This is a genomic window from Catenuloplanes indicus, assembly GCF_030813715.1.
GTDB lineage: Bacteria > Actinomycetota > Actinomycetes > Mycobacteriales > Micromonosporaceae > Catenuloplanes > Catenuloplanes indicus.
In genome coordinates, this window is the sequence record NZ_JAUSUZ010000001.1 from 2,443,694 (window position 1) to 2,460,855 (window position 17,162).

The window sequence follows — 17,162 nt, forward strand, 5'->3', positions numbered from 1 at the left end:
CCGCGGCGGGCGTCCGGCCGAGTAGCACGAAACGCGCCGCCCGCCCGGCCGCGCGACCCGCCGGGCGGCGAGGTGCGCTCGGCGGTGGCGTGAGGGCTCGGGTGGCGTTGGTGAGCGTGGGAGGGCGGGCGGGGCTACCATTGCGGCCGGCCGGGGGACGGCCGGAGGCACAGCGAAGGGCTGAATCGGTGGCGTTGAGCGCGGATGAGATCCGGGACCGGGATCTGTTCACGGCCGAGGGGTACGACCTCGACGTGGAGACCGGTGTCGTGGCGCTGCGCTACGCGCTGACCGGGCCGGGGGTGGAGCCGCTGCGGTTCACCGAGACCGTGACGCTGCCGGTGCCGGAGCGCGCGCCGGGTGCGGACGCGCTGGTGCGCACGCACCGGGTGCTGGAGCTGCTGCTGATCGCGGCCGGTGTCTCCTACTACAAGGTGGCGGCGCCGGCCGCGATCGTGCTGCCGCACCGGCTGGGTGACCGCGCCCGGGAGTTCGCCGCCGCGGTCTACACCAAGGGGATGGGCGAGTTCGCCTATCGCAACGGGCTGCCGCACGTGCTGACCGTGGCGATCACGTCGCCGGACGGCGTGCCCGAGCCCGTACCGGCGCATGCCCTTGATCTTGATCTGCGGCCGCTGTCCGCGGTCGGCGGCGGCAAGGACTCGATCGTCACGCTCGAAGCGCTGCGCGCCGCCGGGCGGGAGCCGGTGCCGTTCTCGGTCAACCCGAACGGTGTGATCAAGGCGGTCAACGCGGCCTCCGGGCTCGAGGCACGGGCCGCCCGGAGAAAGATCGACCCGCTGCTGTTCGAGGTGAACAAGGCGGGCGCGCTGAACGGGCACGTGCCGGTCACGGCCGTGAACTCGCTGATCGCGGTGGCCACGGCCGCGTTCAACGGGCTGGGCCCGGTGGTGATGTCGAACGAGCGGTCCGCGTCCGATCCGAACCTGGTCTGGCACGGCGTGGAGATCAACCACCAATGGTCCAAGGGCGTGGAGGCCGAAGGGCTGCTGCGCGACGCGCTGGCCGAGCACGCCGGGCTGACCAACGCGTACTTCTCGCTGCTGCGCCGGCTCTCCGAGCTGCACATCGCCCGGCTGTACGCAGAGACCGACCGCTACGACGACGTGGTGACCAGCTGCAACCGGGCGTTCCTGCTGCACGGCGCGACCGCGCGGTGGTGCGGCGACTGTCCGAAGTGCCGGTTCGTGTTCCTGGCGATGGCGCCGTCGATGAGCCGCGACCGGCTGCGCCGCATCTTCGGCACCGACCTGCTGGCCGACGAGGCACAGATCCCGGGCTTCCTGGAGTTGCTCGGCGTGGACGCGCACAAGCCGTGGGAGTGCGTCGGCGAGGTCGAGGAGTGCACGGTCGCGCTCGACCTGCTGCGGAAGAGCCCGGAGTGGCAGGACGAGCCGGTGGTGAAGGCGCTGGCGGACGCGGTGCCGGCCGCCGCGTGGCAGACCGCGTCGCACTCGAGCGTGTTCACGCCCGGCGGGCCCGCGTTCGTGCCGGACAGCTACCCGCGCGTCGGCGAGTAGAGCCGCTCGAATACGCCGGACAGCGCGGCGACCAGCGCGGGTGGGCCGTCCACGTAGACGTCCCAGTCCGCCCAGTCGGCGGCACCGGCCACCACGTGCGCCAGGCTGCCGCCGAGGAACCGGCCCTGCGGGCCGGCGGCGACCACCACCTGCACCTGCGCGTCCAGGCACTCGGCCGCGATCGCACGCAGCGGCTCCAGGTCGTAGATCTCCGCAACCGTGCGCACGCCCACGAACAGCCGCACGGCCCGGCGCTGCCGCCGCCACGCGACCTCGGTCAGCAGCGCCTTCATGGTGGCGACGCCGGTGCCCTCAGCGATCAGCAGCAGGTCCCGGCCGGACGCGCGGTCGACCGGCAGGTGCTCCACGGCCGGGTGCAGCCGGACCCGCTCCCCCGGCTCGGCCTCGCGCAGCAGCGCGGTGCCGGTGTAATCGGCCGGCCGCGCCTCCACGTGCACCTCGATGGTGTGGTCCGGCGTGGGTGGGTTGCCGATCGGATAGCTGCCGGTGCCGCCGTCCGCCTCCAGCACCGCGCGCTGCCCGGCCCGGTGCGGGTACGGCAGGTAGGTACGGATCCACAGGATGGACAGGTCGTCGCGCCAGTCCTGCCGGGCGACCACGGTGCCGAGCCAGGTCAGTGGCGCGTACCCGGCGTCCTCCTCGCCCTGCTGCAGCCACTGCGCGGCCAGCTTCCAGGTGGACCGCCAGGCCACGTCGTGCTCCGGGCGCCAGGCACCGGCCATGCTGGCGCGCAGCGCGTCCAGCATGGCCATCCCGAACGCGTCTATGTGCGGCCGTTGCACGCCGAACTCGCGGAGCACCGGGCCGAGCTGGCCGCAGCCGGCCGCCAGTACCTGCGGGTTGTCCAGGTTGTCGACCAGCCAGCCGAGCGCGTCCCGGAGCTGCTGCTTGTGCACCTCGGCGCTGGGCGGGAAGAGCGGTCGCAGCTCCGGGCGGGCGGTGAACAGGTGCTCGTCCAGCAGCTGCACGGCCTCGTCGACGGAACCGACCAGCTGAAGCGACTCGCGGAGCCGGGTCTGCAGCGCGTGCAGCGCGGACTCCTCGCCGGGGCGGAAGCCGTCGACCAGCACGCCCCGGGCCGCGGTGGGGCGGCTCTGCGGGCCTACCCGGATCGGCACGACCGCTTCCCACGCGGGCATGCCCCCGGCGGGGGCATAGGGCAACGACGCCGCGGGGGTACGGGTGTCAGCGCCCGGATACGGGCAGGCGGGGGCGTTGACGGGCGGGCCGGGGATGTGCGGGGCGGGGATCGTGGTGCCGGGGACGACCGCCGGCGGCATGCCGGGGATCACGGGCGGCGGGGTACCCGGGGGTGGCGGGGCCGCGGTGGTGGGTGGTCCGGGGATCGTGGGCAGGGCCGGGTTGCCGGGGGTGGGCCGGCCCGCCTGACCGCCCGGGTCGCCCGGCGTTCCCGGCATGGGCCGGCCCGGCTGGCCGCCCGGGCTACCCGGCGTCTCGGGCACGGGCTGGCCGGGCTGGCCGCCGGAGCCCCCCGGCATGCCGGGCACGGGCCGGCCGGGGTGGCCGACCGGGCCGGGCACCGGGGGAAACGGCACGGCCGGGCCGGCCGGGAACCCACCGGTTCCGGGCGCACCTCCGGGGGCCGCACCGGGAGCCCCCGCCGGGGGTGACCCGCTTCCCGTACCCGTGGTGTATCGCCCCTGGGGTGCCGCGTTCCGGGGTGCGGTCCCGCCGCGCGAGAGGCTCGGCGGCGGGCCGGCCGCGCTCTGCTGCGTACCCGCCTGCTGGGTCGCGGTCTGCTGCGCCGCCTGCTGGGCCGCGCCGCCCCCGCCCATCGGTACCCAGCCCTGCGCGGCCGGCTGCGGCGGCGTGTGGGTGGCCGGTGCGGGCGGGCTGACATTACTGTGTGCGTTCGGCAGCTGCTCGACGACCTTGCCGACCCGTAACGCGTGCAGCAGCGCCTGCAGGTCCCGGTGTCCGGCTCCGCCAACGCTGATCACCCTGTGCATTCTCCCGAAAGCGAGCCCTCCTCGGGAGTGATCTAGCCCGTTAGCACCCGGTTTGCACCGCTTACTCGGAGGCGACGAGCCACCGAGGTGTCGGTTCTCTCCATGTAGAGTTGTCGGGTTCCGACAAATTGGGACCGTGTCCAGTGGCGGGTCCAACGGTTCCATACCGCCCGGTAACGACGAAGCTTGTTGACGGGGCCGATCGAGGGCTCCGCAACGTTGTGTACGCACTTTGGGAGGCTCGGTCGGTGTTCAACCGCATCGCCATCGTCAACCGCGGAGAGGCCGCCATGCGGCTCATCCACGCCGTCCGCGAACTGAACGCCGAGACGGGAACATCGCCGATCGAGACGGTCGCGCTCTACACGGACGGTGAGCGCGGCGCCACGTTCGTCCGCGAGGCCGACCGGTCCTACAACCTCGGGCCCGCCTCCGCCCGGCCGTACCTGGACCACGCGGTGCTGGAGCGCGCGCTGGTCGCGACCGGTGCGGACGCGGCCTGGGTGGGCTGGGGCTTCGTCGCGGAGGACCCGGCGTTCGCCGAGCTGTGCGAGAAGATCGGCGTTACGTTCATCGGCCCGAGCGCGGACGCGATGCGCAAGCTCGGCGACAAGATCGGCGCGAAGCTGATCGCCGAGGAGGTCGGCGTCCCGGTCGCGCCGTGGAGCCGCGGCGCGGTGGAGAGCCTGGAGGCGGCGAAGGAGGCCGCGGCCGGGATCGGCTACCCGCTGATGCTCAAGGCGACCGCGGGCGGCGGCGGGCGCGGCATCCGCGTGGTGCGCAGCGACGACGAGCTGACCGACGCGTACGAGCGGACCAGCCTGGAGGCCGCGCGCGCGTTCGGCAGCGGCATCGTGTTCCTGGAGCGCCTGGTCACCGGCGCCCGGCACGTCGAGGTCCAGGTGATCGCGGACGGTCAGGGCAGCGCATGGGCGCTCGGCGTCCGCGACTGCTCCGTGCAGCGCCGCAACCAGAAGGTGATCGAGGAGTCCGCCTCCCCGGTGCTGGACCGCGCGCAGGCCCGCGAGCTGAAGGAGGCGGCCGAGCGTCTCGCGCTGGCGGTCGACTACAAGGGCGCGGGCACGGTCGAGTTCCTCTACCACCCGGGCGAGCGGCTGTTCGCGTTCCTTGAGGTCAACACGCGTCTCCAGGTGGAACACCCGATCACCGAGGTGACCACGGACTTCGACCTGGTCAAGGCGCAGATCCACGTGGCGTCCGGCGGGCGCCTGGGCGAGCTGATGCCGGCCGAGGGCGGGCACGCGGTCGAGGCCCGGCTGAACGCGGAGGACCCGGACCGCGACTTCGCGCCGTCGCCGGGCCGGATCGTGCGGCTGGCGCTGCCGAGCGGCCCGGGCATCCGGGTGGACACCGGCGTCAGCGAGGGCGACGTCATCCCGGCCGACTTCGACTCCATGATCGCGAAGATCATCGCGTACGGCCGTACCCGGGACGAGGCTCTCGGCCGGCTGCGGCGCGCGGTGTCCGAGACGATGGTGATCATCGAGGGCGGCGCCACCAACAAGAGCTTCATCCTGGACCTGCTGGACCAGCCCGAGGTGATCGACGGCAGCGCCGACACCGGCTGGATCGACCGGGTCCGTGCGGAGGGCCGGTTGGTCTCCGCGCAGCACTCCGGCATCGCGCTGGCCGCGGCCGCGATCGAGGCGTACGAGGACGAGGCGCGGGTCGAGCGGCAGCGCCTGCTGTCCACCGCGCACGGCGGCCGCCCGCAGGTGCAGCACAAGAGCGGCCGGCCGATCGACCTGAAGCTGCGCGGCGCGACCTACCGGGTGACGGTGGCGCAGACCGGGCCGCGCCGCTTCCGGGTCGGCATCGGCGAGGAGGCGGTGCTCGACGCGGAGCTGGACCGCTTCGACGAGCACACCGGCCGGATACTGGTCAACGGTGAGCGCTTCCGGCTGGTCACCGCCACGCACGGCCCGACGCACCTGGTCGAGGTGGACGGCGTCACGCACCGGGTCAGCCGGGACGAGGGCGGCGTGCTGCGCTCCCCCGCGCCCGCGCTGGTCGTCGCGACGCCGCTCGCGGTCGGCGACGAGGTCGAGGCCGGTGCGCCGGTGCTGGTGCTGGAGAGCATGAAGATGGAGACGGTGCTGCGCGCACCGTTCAAGGCCAAGCTGCGCGAGTGCCTGGTCACGGTCGGCAGCCAGGTGGAGACCGGTGCGCCGCTGCTGCGCCTGGAGCCGGTCGGCGACGCTGCCGCCGCGGAGGCGGTCTCCGAGGCCGTCGATCTGGACCTGCCCGCCTCGCAGGACGGCCTGTCGGCCGAGGAGCGCGTGGCGCGCGGCATCGCGGAGTTGCGCAGCCTGCTGCTCGGCTACGACGTGGACCCGCTGGACGAGAAGCGGGCGCTGGCGTCCTACCTGGCGGCACGGGCCGAGCTGAGCCACCGGCCGCTGGAGGAGGAGGTCGGGCTGCTGCAGGTCTTCGCGGACCTGTCCGAGCTCAGCCGCAACCGGCCGGCCGGCGAGGAGCACGCGGCGGACACCCGGGTGCACAGCTCGCGGGAGTACTTCCACGCGTACCTGCAGTCGCTGGACGTGGACCGGGCCGGGCTGTCCGACACGTTCCGCGGGCGGCTCGCGCGGGTGCTCGCGCACTACGGCGTCACCGGCTTCGAGCGCACGCCGGAGCTGGAGGAGGCGGTCTTCCGGATCTTCCTGGCCCAGCAGCGCGCGTCCGCGGACGTCTCGGTCATCGTCACGTTCCTGCAGCGCTGGCTGACCGAGCCGCTGCCCGGCGACGAGCTGCGCGAGCTGGTCAGCGGCGCGCTGGAGCACCTGATCGCGGCCACCCAGCTGCGCTACCCGGTGATCGGCGACCTGGCCCGGTCGATCGTGTTCCGCTGGGCCGCCCAGCCGATGCTGCGCCGCAAGCGCGCGGAGGTGTACGCGGAGGTCCGCGGCCACCTGCGTTTCCTGGACCAGAACCCGGACGCGCCGGACCGCGGCGAGCGGATCGCGGCGATGGTCTCCTCGTCCGAGCCGCTGGTCCGGATCCTCGGGCAGCGGATCGGCCGGCCCGGTGTGGATCACGGGCCCATGCTGGAGGTGCTGAGCCGTCGCTACTACGGCAACCGGGGCGCGTCGGACACCCGTACCGTCGAGGTCTCCGGGGTCTGTTTCTTCACCGCCGCCTATCAGCGCGGTGACGAGCGGTTCCGGCTGGTCGCGACCGCCTCGGACTTCGGTTCGCTGCCGTCCGTGCTAGCCGCCGCGACCGGCCTGGTCTCCGCGGACTCGGTCGCGGACGTGTACCTGACCTGGGACGACCAGCCGTCGCCGGACGAGATGGCGGACGCGCTCGGTTCCGTGCTCGCGTCGTCCGGGCTGCTCGACTCCGCGCAGCGGGTGACGTTCTCGGTCGCCGGGATCAGCGGTGGCGCGATGCACCACCACTTCACGTTCCGGCCGGGCCTCGGCGAGGAGCGGGTGATCCGCGGGCTGCACCCGCTGATCGCGGAGCGCCTCCAGGTGCCGCGCTGGCGCGACTTCGACCTGACCCGGCTGCCCACCGCGGACGAGGACGTCTACCTGTTCCGCTGCGTGGCGCCGGAGAACCCGGCCGACGAGCGGCTGGCCGCGATGGCGCAGATCCGCGACCTGACGCCGCTGCGCGACACGGACGGCCGGATCGTGGCGCTGCCCGCGGTCGAGGGCGCGCTCGACGCCTGCCTGGACGCGATCCGCAAGGTCCAGGCGCAGCGCCCGGTCAAGAAGCGGTTCGACACCAACCGGATCACGCTGTACGTGTGGCCGCAGGTCGAGCTGTCGATGGAGGAGCTGAACGCGGTCGCGCAGCGGGTGCTGCCGGTGACCGCCGGCGCGGGCCTGGAGGAGGTGCAGTTCATCGGCCGGCAGCGGGACGCGGCCACCGGTGAACTGGTCGAGATCGCGGTCAACCTGGGCTTCGAGGCCGGCATGAACGTGTCGTTCACGACGCCGTCCACGGACCCGATCGAGCCGCTGGACGACTACCGCTCCAAGGTCATCTCGGCGCGGCGGCGGGGCACGACGTACCCGTACGAGCTGACCGCCCTGCTGGGCAGTTTCGTCGAGTACGACCTGGTCGGCTCCGTCCTCGAGCCGGTCGACCGGCCCCGGGGCCGGAACACGGCGGGCATCGTGGCCGGCGTGGTCAGCACGCCCACCACGCGGTACCCGGAGGGCATCAAGCGCGTCGTGTTGCTCGGCGACCCCACCAAGGCGCTGGGCGCGCTGGCCGAGGCGGAGTGCGCGCGGGTGATCGCGGCGCTCGACCTGGCCACGTCGCTCGGCGTTCCGGTCGAGTGGTACGCGCTGTCCGCGGGCGCCCGGATCTCGATGACGTCCGGCACGGAGAACATGGACTGGGTCGCGGCCGCGCTCAAGCGGATCGTGGAGTTCACCCAGGCCGGTGGCGAGATCAACATCGTGGTCGCGGGCATCACGGTCGGCGCGCAGCCGTACTGGAACGCCGAGGCCACGATGCTGATGCACACCCGCGGTGTGCTGATCATGACGCCGGACTCCGCGATGGTACTGACCGGCAAGCAGTCCCTGGACTTCTCCGGCGGCGTCTCGGCCGAGGACAACTTCGGCATCGGCGGGTACGACCGGGTGATGGGGCCGAACGGGCAGGCGCAGTACTGGGCGCCGGACCTGTCGGCCGCGCGGGACTTGCTGATGACGTACTACGACCACTCGTACGTGCTGCCGGGCGAGTCCCGGCCGCGGCGGGCGGCCACGTCGGATGCCTTCGACCGGGACATCTCGGACTTCCCGCACTCGGCGCCGGACAGCGACTTCACCACGGTCGGGCAGATCTTCTCGGCCACGCACAACCCGGACCGGAAGAAGCCGTTCGACATCCGTACGGTGATGCGCGCGGTCTCCGACCAGGACCACGTGGTGCTGGAGCGGTGGGCCGGCATGGCCGACGCGGAGACCGCGGTGGTGCAGGACGTGCACCTGGGCGGCATCCCGGTCACGCTGCTCGGCATCGAGTCCCGCTCGGTGCCGCGCCGGGGCTTCCCGCCCACCGACGGCCCGGACACGTACACGGCCGGCACGCTCTTCCCGCGCTCCGCGGCGAAGGCGGCCCGCGCGATCAACGCGGCCAGCGGCAACCGCCCGCTGGTCGTGCTGGCGAACCTGTCCGGCTTCGACGGCTCGCCCGAGTCCATGCGGCGGCTCCAGCTGGAGTACGGCGCCGAGATCGGCCGGGCGATCGTCAACTTCCGCGGCCCGATCGTGTTCTGCGTGATCTCCCGCTACCACGGTGGCGCGTTCGTGGTCTTCTCCAAGGCCCTGAACCCGAACATGACGGCGCTGGCCGTCGAGGGCTCGTTCGCCTCCGTCCTCGGCGGCGCCCCGGCCGCCGCGGTCGTCTTCGCCGGCGAGGTGAACGCGCGCACCGCCAAGGACCCGCGCGTCACCGGCCTGGAGACCCGGATCGCCGCCGAGTCCGGCGCCGCCCGGGCCGCGCTGGTCGCGGAGCTGGCAGAGACCCGGTCCTCCGTGCGCGCGGAGAAACTGGGCGAGGTGGCGGCCGAGTTCGACGGCATCCACAGCATCAAGCGGGCGGTCGAGGTCGGCTCGGTCGACGCCATCATCAAGGCGTCCGAACTCCGCCCCCAGATCATCGCGGCTATCGAAAAAGGCCTGAACGCCTGATCCGTATGCGATCTGAGGGGGCCGGCCGGGTGGTCGGCCCCCTCACGTCGTTCGTGGTGGGCCCGTTCGCCGTCGTGGCCGAGGTGGATCCGCCGGCGCGGAGCATGGACACGCCGTCAGACCGCTGCCTGACGCCGACCACTCTCGCCCTCTCGGCCTCGATCCGCTTCGGCTCGGAGATCGCGGAGTTCGGCCGGCGGCTCAGATCCATCGGGTTCCCGGGCCAGCGACGACCACAATCTCGCGGCTTTGACATTCCGGAGCGTCCGCTGCTGTCCCGGACGACGAGGGGCATGATCCTGGAGTCCCTGCGAGAATCCGACGACAGCAATCGCCTGAGGACCCGCTGATCGGCGCGGGCGGCGTCATGACGTCCATATTGGACCTGCTGCGCTACGCCGACCTGGACATCGACGACGTCGAAGTCGTTGAGAATCCCCGAGCAGACGCCCCACGCTCCCTACGCCGGTCGATCAGACTGGTCCACAGCGTGGGAGGCGAGCGGCTGTCCTTCGACATGTTCGACGAGTCCGAGGGCACCCAGACGTGGTACCGGCTCATCGGACCGGTACTGACCGCACTGCGCAGTGGTCAGATCCTGCTCTTCGACGAGATCGACGCAAGCCTCCACCCTCGGCTCTCGGCCAACATCGGATCCCGATACATGCCTCAGCGTCTGGACGCCGCCCGGCGGGCCGCCAGACTGGCGGTGTCTCACCGCGAGAATGGCGCCACCACCCCACACGACAACCCGTCGAGCGGAATGTATCGCCTGATCGAGGCCACGCTCCCGAGCGGCCGCCAGCTGTTCTGACCCGCACCCGCTCGGTCAGCCGCCGCGGATCGAGTCGAACGCGAGGAGGGCGACGTGCAGGGAGAGGCACGCGTCGACGGAGTCGAGGTCGGTGTCGAGGATGTGAGCGATGCGAGCCAGCCGCTCGTAGAAGGCGGGACGGGACAGGTGGGCGGCAGCGGCGGCAGCCGACTTGTTGCGGCCGCTGTCCAGGTAGGTGCGGAGGGTGGCGAGAAGCTGGTCGCGGGCGTCGTGGGCGAGCAAGGGGCCTAGTTCGCGTTCGACGAAGGTCTGCAGGCGGGGCTCGTCGCGGAGCAGGTGAAGGAGGCCGGGCAGGCCGACGTCGGGGAGGCGGAAGACCGGGACGTCGCGGCGGTCGTGGCGGGCGGCGTCGGCGACCTGGCGGGCCTCGGTGAGCGAGCGGCGGGCGTCGCGGAGCGTGGGGGCGCCGGTGCCGGCGGCGATGATGACCGGTGCGGGGTCGGCGCCGCGGGCACGGTGCAGGGCGGCGGCGAAGACGAGCAGGGCGCGCTCCTCGCCGGCCGGGGACGACAGCGCCAGCAGCGCGCCGACCGTGGTGTCGTCGATGGCGCTGCTCAAGCCCTCGATCGTGGCGTCGCGGAGCGCGGCGCTGACGGCCTCGGCGAGGTCACGGAGACGGCCCGGGCCGTCATCGGCGAGGCCGGCCGGTCCGGTCGGCCCCCACCGCACCGGCGAAACACCCGCGTCGGCCGATTCCCGTCCGGTGGACTCGTCGCCCGGGCCGGCCGGCTCGCGACCGGCGGATCGGCCGGCGCCACGGAACCGGCCGTCCGCATCGCCCGGCCGGCGTCCGGCGGAGTGTTCGCCGCCTCTCAACCGGTCACCCGCATCGCCCGGCCGGCGTCCGGCGGAGTGGTCGCCGCCGCGGAAGCGGACCACCACGCCGACCAGGTGTCGTCGCTCCAGCGGCACGCCCAGCGCCTTCGCGCGCAGCGCCACCTCGCCGACCGGATGGGTGTGGTCCAGGAGTGCGGTGAGGAGCGTGCGGTGCAGCTGGCGTTCCAGGCCCTCGGCGTCACGGCGGATCAGGCGGCCCAGCGCCAGTGTGGAGGCGGCGCGTTCGAGCAGGATGGTGAGGCGGGACGGTGGGTCAGCGGGGGCGGGCCAGCGCAGCAGCAGGCGGCCCCAGTCCTGGCCGCGGGCGCCGACCGTGGTGACCAGCCAGCCGGCCGCGTGGAACGTGCGGGACGGGTGCTGAAGGCGGCGGGAGTGCTGTTCCCAGTCGTCCAGCAGCAGCTCCGGGCGTTCGCCGGCGGCGTCGAAGGCGAGCACCCGGCGGGACAGGTTCTCCAGGATCACCGGGGCGCCGGCGAGCAGCGCGGCCTGGTGCACCACCTCGGCGGGCTCGGCGCCGTCCACGGACAGCTCGGTGAAGCGCTGGTGGATCTCCTCGGTCGCGCGCAGCTCGGTGAGCTGCGCGTCGACGATCAGCGCGTGCACGGCCTCGGTGATCCGCACGAACCGGACGGTGCGCCGCAGCTCGATCAGCGGCAGGTCACGCGACTGCGCCTCGGCGATCATGGCGCGTGGCAGCGACGACGCGAAGCGGCCCCGGCCCAGCTCGATGACCAGGCCGGCGGCGCCGACACCGGCGAGCGCGGCGACGAAGGCCCGCAGCGCGTCGTCGGACGGTGGCAGTCCGATGCCGGTGCTGAGCACGAGTTCACCACCGCGCAGCAGCGGCGCGATGTCCGGTATCTCGGCCACGTGCACCCAGCGGACCGGCCGGTCGAGCACGCCGGAGCCGGCCAGCACGCGAGGGAGGCCGTGGCGGACCGGGTCCAGGGCCAGGATCTCGCTCACGGTGGGGAACACGGGACGAGGCTATCCCGCTAGAGTCTTGCCGCTGAACCAACGAAAGGCGGGGCTACGGATGGCCAGGGTGCTGATAACCGGCTCGTCGACCGGCATCGGGCAGGCGGCGGCGATCGCGCTGATCGGGCAGGGCCACCAGGTGGTGCTGCACGCGCGCAACGAGAAGCGGGCCGAGGAGGCGCTGGCGGCCGTGCCGGGCGCCGACGGCGTGGTGGTCGGCGACCTCTCCTCACTCGCGGAGGTGCACCAGCTGGCCGCGCAGGCGGAGAAGGCCGGGCCGTACGACACGGTGGTGCTGAACGCGGGCATCGGCCGGCTGCACGACCCGGAGCGGCTGCTGACGGTGGACGGCAACGAGATCACGTTCCAGGTGAACACGCTGTCGGCGTACCTGCTGACCGCGCTTCTCCCCCGCCCGAAGCGGCTGATCTTCACGTCGTCCGCGCTGGCCGGCTCCGGCGTGCTGGATCTGGACGACCCGAACTACGACCGCCGTCCGTACCACGGGCGCGAGGCGTACGGCTCGACGAAGCTGCACCTGGTGCTGCTCGCGCTGGCGTTCGGCCGGCGCTGGCCGGAGGTGGACAGCCTGGCGTTCGACCCGAACTTCGTGGCGACGCAGATGACGGTGCGCAACGGCGACGTCGCGCCGCTGGACTCCGCGCACGCGGGCGAGCGCCTGGCCCGGCTCGCGGCCCCGCAGCCCGGCGCCCCGCTGCCGCCGAACTCGTACGACTCCGAGCGCGCCTGGCGGCCGGGGGCACAGGAGAACGATCCGGCGAACCAGGACGGCCTGCTCGCCCTGTGCGCACGGCTCACCGGCGTCATCGTCGGCTGAATTCGTCTCAGGTCGCCCTGCCGGTCGCCGATCGGCAGGGCGTGCGCAGTGGTGTGCGAGTTCGTCCGACCGGGGTGGAGCGCTCGTTCGGGGTGGACGAGGTCATCGTGACCAAGACCGATCCACAGGGCCGGATCACGTATGCCAACGACGTGTTCCTCCGGGTGTCCGCGCTGGCCGAGGCGGACGCGCTCGGCCAGCCGCACAACCTGATCCGGCACCCGGACATGCCGGCCGCGGTCTTCAAGCTGCTCTGGGACACGATCAAGAGCGGCCAGGAGATCTTCGCGTACGTGCTGAACCTCGCGGCCGACGGCGCCCACTACTGGGTGTTCGCCCACGTCACGCCGTCGCTGGACGACGCGGGCCGGTGCGTCGGCTACCACTCGAACCGGCGGCTGCCGGACCGTACCGCGGTGGGTGAGTTGTCCGCGCTGTACGAGCGTCTGCGGGCCGAGGAGCGACGGCACCCGCACACGCCGGACGCACTGGCCGCCGCCACCGCGCTGCTGGAGTCGGAGCTGGCGTCGCGCGGGCTGACGTACCCCGAGTTCGTCTGGGACGTGACGAACCGGACGATGTCGTGACCAGCCCCGAGCGCGCGGCGCTGCTGGCGATCACCGAGGTGTGCCGGCGCGCGGCCACCGGCGACCTGGAGGCGCGCGTGCCCGCGCTCGGCACCGACCCGGAGATCATCGCGGCGCGCACCGAGCTGAACCGGCTGCTGGACGTGACGGACGCGTACGTACGTGAGTCCGGCGCGTCGCTGTCCGCCGCCGCCGATGGCCGTTTCTACCGCCGGTTCCTGTATCGCGGGCTGCACGGCGCGTTCCGGAACGGCGCCCGGATGATCAGCAACGCGAGCGCGGCCATGCACGATTCCGCGGACCGGCTCGCGGACGCGGCCCGGAGCCGGCTCGCGCTCGCGGACGAGCTGGAGTCGGCCGTGCTCAGCGTCTGCGAGCAGATCTCGTCCGTGGCCGCGGGCATGGGCTCGGCCGCCACCGGGCTGTCCGCCTCGGCCGGGCAGGCGGTCGCGAACGCGGAGAGCGGCCTGTCCACGGTGAGCTCGCTGAAGACCGCCTCGGACGAGATCCGCGGCGCGGTCAACCTGATCAACAAGGTGGCGTCGCAGACCCGGCTGCTCGCGCTGAACGCCACCATCGAGGCGGCGCGCGCCGGGGAGGCCGGCAAGGGCTTCAGCGTGGTCGCCGGTGAGGTGAAGACCCTGGCGAACGAGACCAGCGGTTCCAGCGACGAGATCCTGGCACAGGTCACCACCGTACAGTCCGCCACGGCCGGCGCGATCGACGTGCTGGAGACGGTGACCGAGAGCATCCGGGAGATGGGCGGCCTGGCAACCGGGATCGCCGGCCGGGTCGACGGCAGCGATCACGCGCTGACCGGCGAGGACGGGCTCACCCAGCTCGCCGAGCGGCTGCGCGGCGAGGTGCAGCGCTTCGTCGGCACGATCCGGGCCAGCTGACATGATCTGGTAACCCGCCCCGTCTTCCCTGGTCGCGCTCCGCGTGGCAGGATTGGATCCAATCTTGCAGGCATGGGATGCCGAACAAGACGTAAGTGATCCAAGGAGAGAGAGGCCCGCACGGTGCTCAAGCGCGAGGACAACGAACGCGTCACCCGGAGCGGGCCCGGCACGCCGCTCGGCAAACTGCTGCGCGCCTACTGGCAGCCCGCCGCCCTGGTCTCCGAGATGACGCCGGACCGCCAGGTCAAGCCGGTCCGGCTGCTCGGCGAGGACCTCGTCCTGTTCCGGAAGCCGGACGGCGGCTGGGCGCTGGTCGGGCGGTTCTGCGCGCACCGCGGCGTGGACCTGGCGTTCGCCCGGCACGAGGAGGGCGGCCTGCGCTGTCTCTATCACGGCTGGCTCTACGGCGCGGACGGCCAGTGCAAGGAGCAGCCGGCCGAGCCCGCGCACAGCCGGTTCGCCGAGCGGATCCGGATCCCGGCGTACCCGTGCGTGGAGAGGAACGGCATCGTCTTCGCCTACCTCGGCGAGGGCGACCCGCCGCCGTTGCCGTACTACGACGCGTTCCAGGCGCCGGACGAGTACACGTTCGCGTTCAAGGGCCTGTGGGAGTGCAACTGGCTGCAGGGCCTGGAGGGCGGCATCGATCCGAGTCACGTCAGCTTCCTGCACCGGTTCATCGACGAGGATCCGCGCGAGGTCTACGGCCAGCAGTTCAGCGAGATCGTCGAGGGCACCGGGCAGAAGCTGTCCAAGCTGGTCGGCGACTCGTACCGGCCGGACATCGAGGTGGAGGAGGCCGATCACGGGCTGCGCGTCTACGCGCTGCGGCAGCTCACCGAGGGCGTCAAGCACGTCCGGATCACGAACCTGGTGTTCCCGAACGCGTTCGTGGTGCCGTTCGGCACCAGCAAGGTCTTCATCCAGTGGCACGTACCGATCGACGACCACCACCACTACTGGTACATGATCTGGTACGACTTCGCGGAGCGGACCGACAGGGACACGCTGCTCCAGCAGCGCCTGGGCGAGGTCACGCTGCCCGACTACCGGCCGCTGCGGAACAGGACCAACAACTGGGGGTACGACCCGGCCGAGCAGCGCGATCTCACGTACACCGGCATGGGTCTGGACATCAACGTCCACGACCAGTGGGCGGTGGAGAGCATGGGCGCGATCCAGGACCGCACCACCGAGCGCCTCGGCGTCTCGGACCGCGCGGTCACCGCGAACCGCCGCATGCTGCTGCGCGCGATCGACGCGTTCGAGCAGGGCGGCACGGTACCGGCCCGGCCGGCCGGTGAGGCGGACGCGGCCCGGCTGACCGGCCCGCTCGCGGTCGACACGATCGCGCCGAACGACGGCTGGGAGGAGACCTGGCGGCGGCGCGAGGCCGAGCGCCGGGAAGCCTCCCCGTGGGCGTCCCCGCGGACGGACCACGCGGATGCCTAGCGTCGACGAGCGGCCGGTCGCGGAGGGCGGTGGCGGCTGGGACGCGCGCCCGATGCTGGCCGCGGACCGCGGCGGTTTCGTCGACCGGCACGAGCTGTGGACGCAGGCGCAGTACGCCGCGGCCGGCCAGCTCCGCCGGGTGATCGACGAGCTGGGCCTGGAGCTGGTCCGGTTCTCGTTCGCGGACCAGCACGGCGTGCTGCACGGCAAGACGCTGACCCGGGCGGCCGTGCCGGGCGCGCTCCGCTCCGGGGTCACCGCGCCCAGCTCGCTGCTGCTCAAGGACTCGTCCGGCCGGTCCGCGTTCCCGGTCTTCACGCCGGACGCGCGGGCGGGCTTCGCCGGTGCCGGTGACGTGGTCCTGGTGCCGGACCCGACCACGTTCCGGGTGCTGCCGTGGGCGGAGAAGACCGGCTGGGTCCTCTGCGACCTGCGTTTCCCGGACGGCTCCCCGGTCCCGTTCTGCACGCGCTCGATGCTCAGGAGCCAGATCGGCAAGCTCGGCGACCACGGGTACGACATGACGGTCGGCGTCGAGCTGGAGTTCCACGTGTTCCGCGCCGAGGAGGCCGCGTTCGCCGCCGACCGGGTCGGCGGACCGGGCGCGCCCGGACGCCCGCCGCGGGTCGGCCCGGTCAGCGGCGGCGCGCAGCTGCTGCACGAGGAGGGCCTGGACCGCGTGGACGAGGTGGTCCAGCTGTTGCAGCGTGGGCTGACCACGCTGGATCTGCCGCTGCGCTCGATCGAGCTGGAGTTCGGCCCGAGCCAGCTGGAGATCACCATGCAGGCCGGGAGCGCGCGGGACGCCGCGGACCAGGTGGTGCTGGCGCGCAGCGCGATCCGGCAGATCTGCCGCCGCGCCGGATACCACGCCACGTTCATGTCCCGGCCGGCCGGCGCCGCGACCGCGTCCACCGGCTGGCACCTGCACCAGTCGCTGCGTGAGCGGGCGACCGGGCGGCCCGCGTTCGACCCCGGGCCGGACGAGACGCTGATGTCCGGCACGGCCCGGCACTGGCTGGGCGGGCTGCTGGCGCACGCACCGGCCGCGGCCGCGTTCACCACGCCGACCGTCAACGGCTACAAGCGCTACCTGCCGTTCTCCCTCGCGCCGGACCGGGTGCTGTGGGGCGCGGACAACAAGGGCGCGATGGTCCGCGTGGTGGGCGGCGGCACGGACACGGGCGCGCGGCTGGAGAACCGGTCCGGCGAACCCGCGGCCAGCCCGTACCTCTACATCGCGTCACAGATCGTGAGCGGCCTGGACGGGCTGAAGCACGCGATCGACCCGGGCCCCCCGACCGAGAACCCGTACGCCGCGGACGCGGTCCGGCTGCCGCAGTCGCTCGGCGCCGCGGTGGACGCGCTGGAGGCGGACCCGCTCTTCGCGGACGCGTTCGGCGCCCGCACCGTCGACTGGTACGCGAAGCTCAAGCGTGACGAGTTCGCCCGCTACCTGGCGCACGTCTCCGACTGGGAGCAGCGCGAATACTTCGACCTGTTCTGAGAGGACGTGTCCCGAC

The 17,162-nt window shown here is 72.9% G+C and carries 11 protein-coding genes; 9 read left to right on the forward strand and 2 right to left on the reverse strand.

The annotated features are described in order from the left end of the window. The first annotated feature begins 194 nt into the window (after positions 1 to 194). Positions 195 to 1,541 (forward strand): MurL-like N-terminal domain-containing, encoded by a 1,347-nt coding sequence (locus tag J2S42_RS11020; RefSeq protein WP_370879377.1) that lies wholly within the window; start codon positions 195 to 197, stop codon positions 1,539 to 1,541. On the opposite strand, the gene J2S42_RS11025 is transcribed toward J2S42_RS11020, so the two are convergent. After that, entirely contained in the window at positions 1,520 to 3,523 is a 2,004-nt protein-coding gene (locus tag J2S42_RS11025; RefSeq protein ID WP_307238215.1) for a globin domain-containing protein, read from the reverse strand. The two genes, J2S42_RS11020 and J2S42_RS11025, sit on opposite strands and share 22 nt — an antisense overlap. Before the next feature lie 257 nt (positions 3,524 to 3,780). On the opposite strand from J2S42_RS11025, the gene J2S42_RS11030 reads away from it, so the two are divergent. From J2S42_RS11030 to J2S42_RS11040, 3 genes are read left to right on the forward strand one after another with little or no spacing between them, the layout of a single operon-like run. Beyond that, on the forward strand, positions 3,781 to 9,210 hold the full coding sequence (locus J2S42_RS11030) for an ATP-binding protein (protein WP_307238217.1): 5,430 nt from the start codon (positions 3,781 to 3,783) through the stop codon (positions 9,208 to 9,210). 29 nt (positions 9,211 to 9,239) lie between these two features. Next, positions 9,240 to 9,560, forward strand: coding sequence for a hypothetical protein (locus J2S42_RS11035; protein WP_307238219.1), 321 nt, complete (start codon positions 9,240 to 9,242; stop codon positions 9,558 to 9,560). Positions 9,561 to 9,589: 29 nt separating this feature from the next. After that, positions 9,590 to 10,024 (forward strand): AAA family ATPase, encoded by a 435-nt coding sequence (locus J2S42_RS11040; RefSeq protein WP_307238221.1) that lies wholly within the window; start codon positions 9,590 to 9,592, stop codon positions 10,022 to 10,024. Between the two features lie 15 nt (positions 10,025 to 10,039). Here the strand turns inward: J2S42_RS11040 and J2S42_RS11045 are convergent, their stop codons facing one another. After that, the gene (locus J2S42_RS11045) at positions 10,040 to 11,860 is read right to left on the reverse strand and encodes a PucR family transcriptional regulator (protein WP_307238223.1); all 1,821 of its coding nucleotides are present in this window, start codon (positions 11,858 to 11,860) and stop codon (positions 10,040 to 10,042) included. Between the two features lie 58 nt (positions 11,861 to 11,918). Between J2S42_RS11045 and J2S42_RS11050 the strand changes: the two genes are divergently transcribed. The 5 genes from J2S42_RS11050 (at position 11,919) to J2S42_RS11070 (ending at position 17,146) form a co-directional block, all read left to right on the forward strand. After that, positions 11,919 to 12,698 carry an SDR family NAD(P)-dependent oxidoreductase gene (locus J2S42_RS11050; RefSeq protein WP_307238225.1) on the forward strand — a complete coding sequence of 260 codons (780 nt, stop codon included), beginning with the start codon at positions 11,919 to 11,921 and terminating at the stop codon, positions 12,696 to 12,698. Between the two features lie 53 nt (positions 12,699 to 12,751). Next, the gene (locus J2S42_RS11055; protein ID WP_307238227.1) at positions 12,752 to 13,285 is read left to right on the forward strand and encodes a PAS domain-containing protein; all 534 of its coding nucleotides are present in this window, start codon (positions 12,752 to 12,754) and stop codon (positions 13,283 to 13,285) included. Next, on the forward strand, positions 13,282 to 14,184 hold the full coding sequence (locus J2S42_RS11060; RefSeq protein ID WP_307238229.1) for a methyl-accepting chemotaxis protein: 903 nt from the start codon (positions 13,282 to 13,284) through the stop codon (positions 14,182 to 14,184). Before J2S42_RS11055 ends, J2S42_RS11060 begins: the two co-directional genes overlap by 4 nt. A gap of 123 nt (positions 14,185 to 14,307) precedes the next feature. Beyond that, the gene (locus J2S42_RS11065; protein WP_307238231.1) at positions 14,308 to 15,639 is read left to right on the forward strand and encodes an aromatic ring-hydroxylating dioxygenase subunit alpha; all 1,332 of its coding nucleotides are present in this window, start codon (positions 14,308 to 14,310) and stop codon (positions 15,637 to 15,639) included. Then, entirely contained in the window at positions 15,632 to 17,146 is a 1,515-nt protein-coding gene (locus tag J2S42_RS11070; RefSeq protein ID WP_307238233.1) for a glutamine synthetase family protein, read from the forward strand. The genes J2S42_RS11065 and J2S42_RS11070 overlap by 8 nt, the downstream gene beginning before the upstream one ends. Positions 17,147 to 17,162 lie beyond the last annotated feature (16 nt).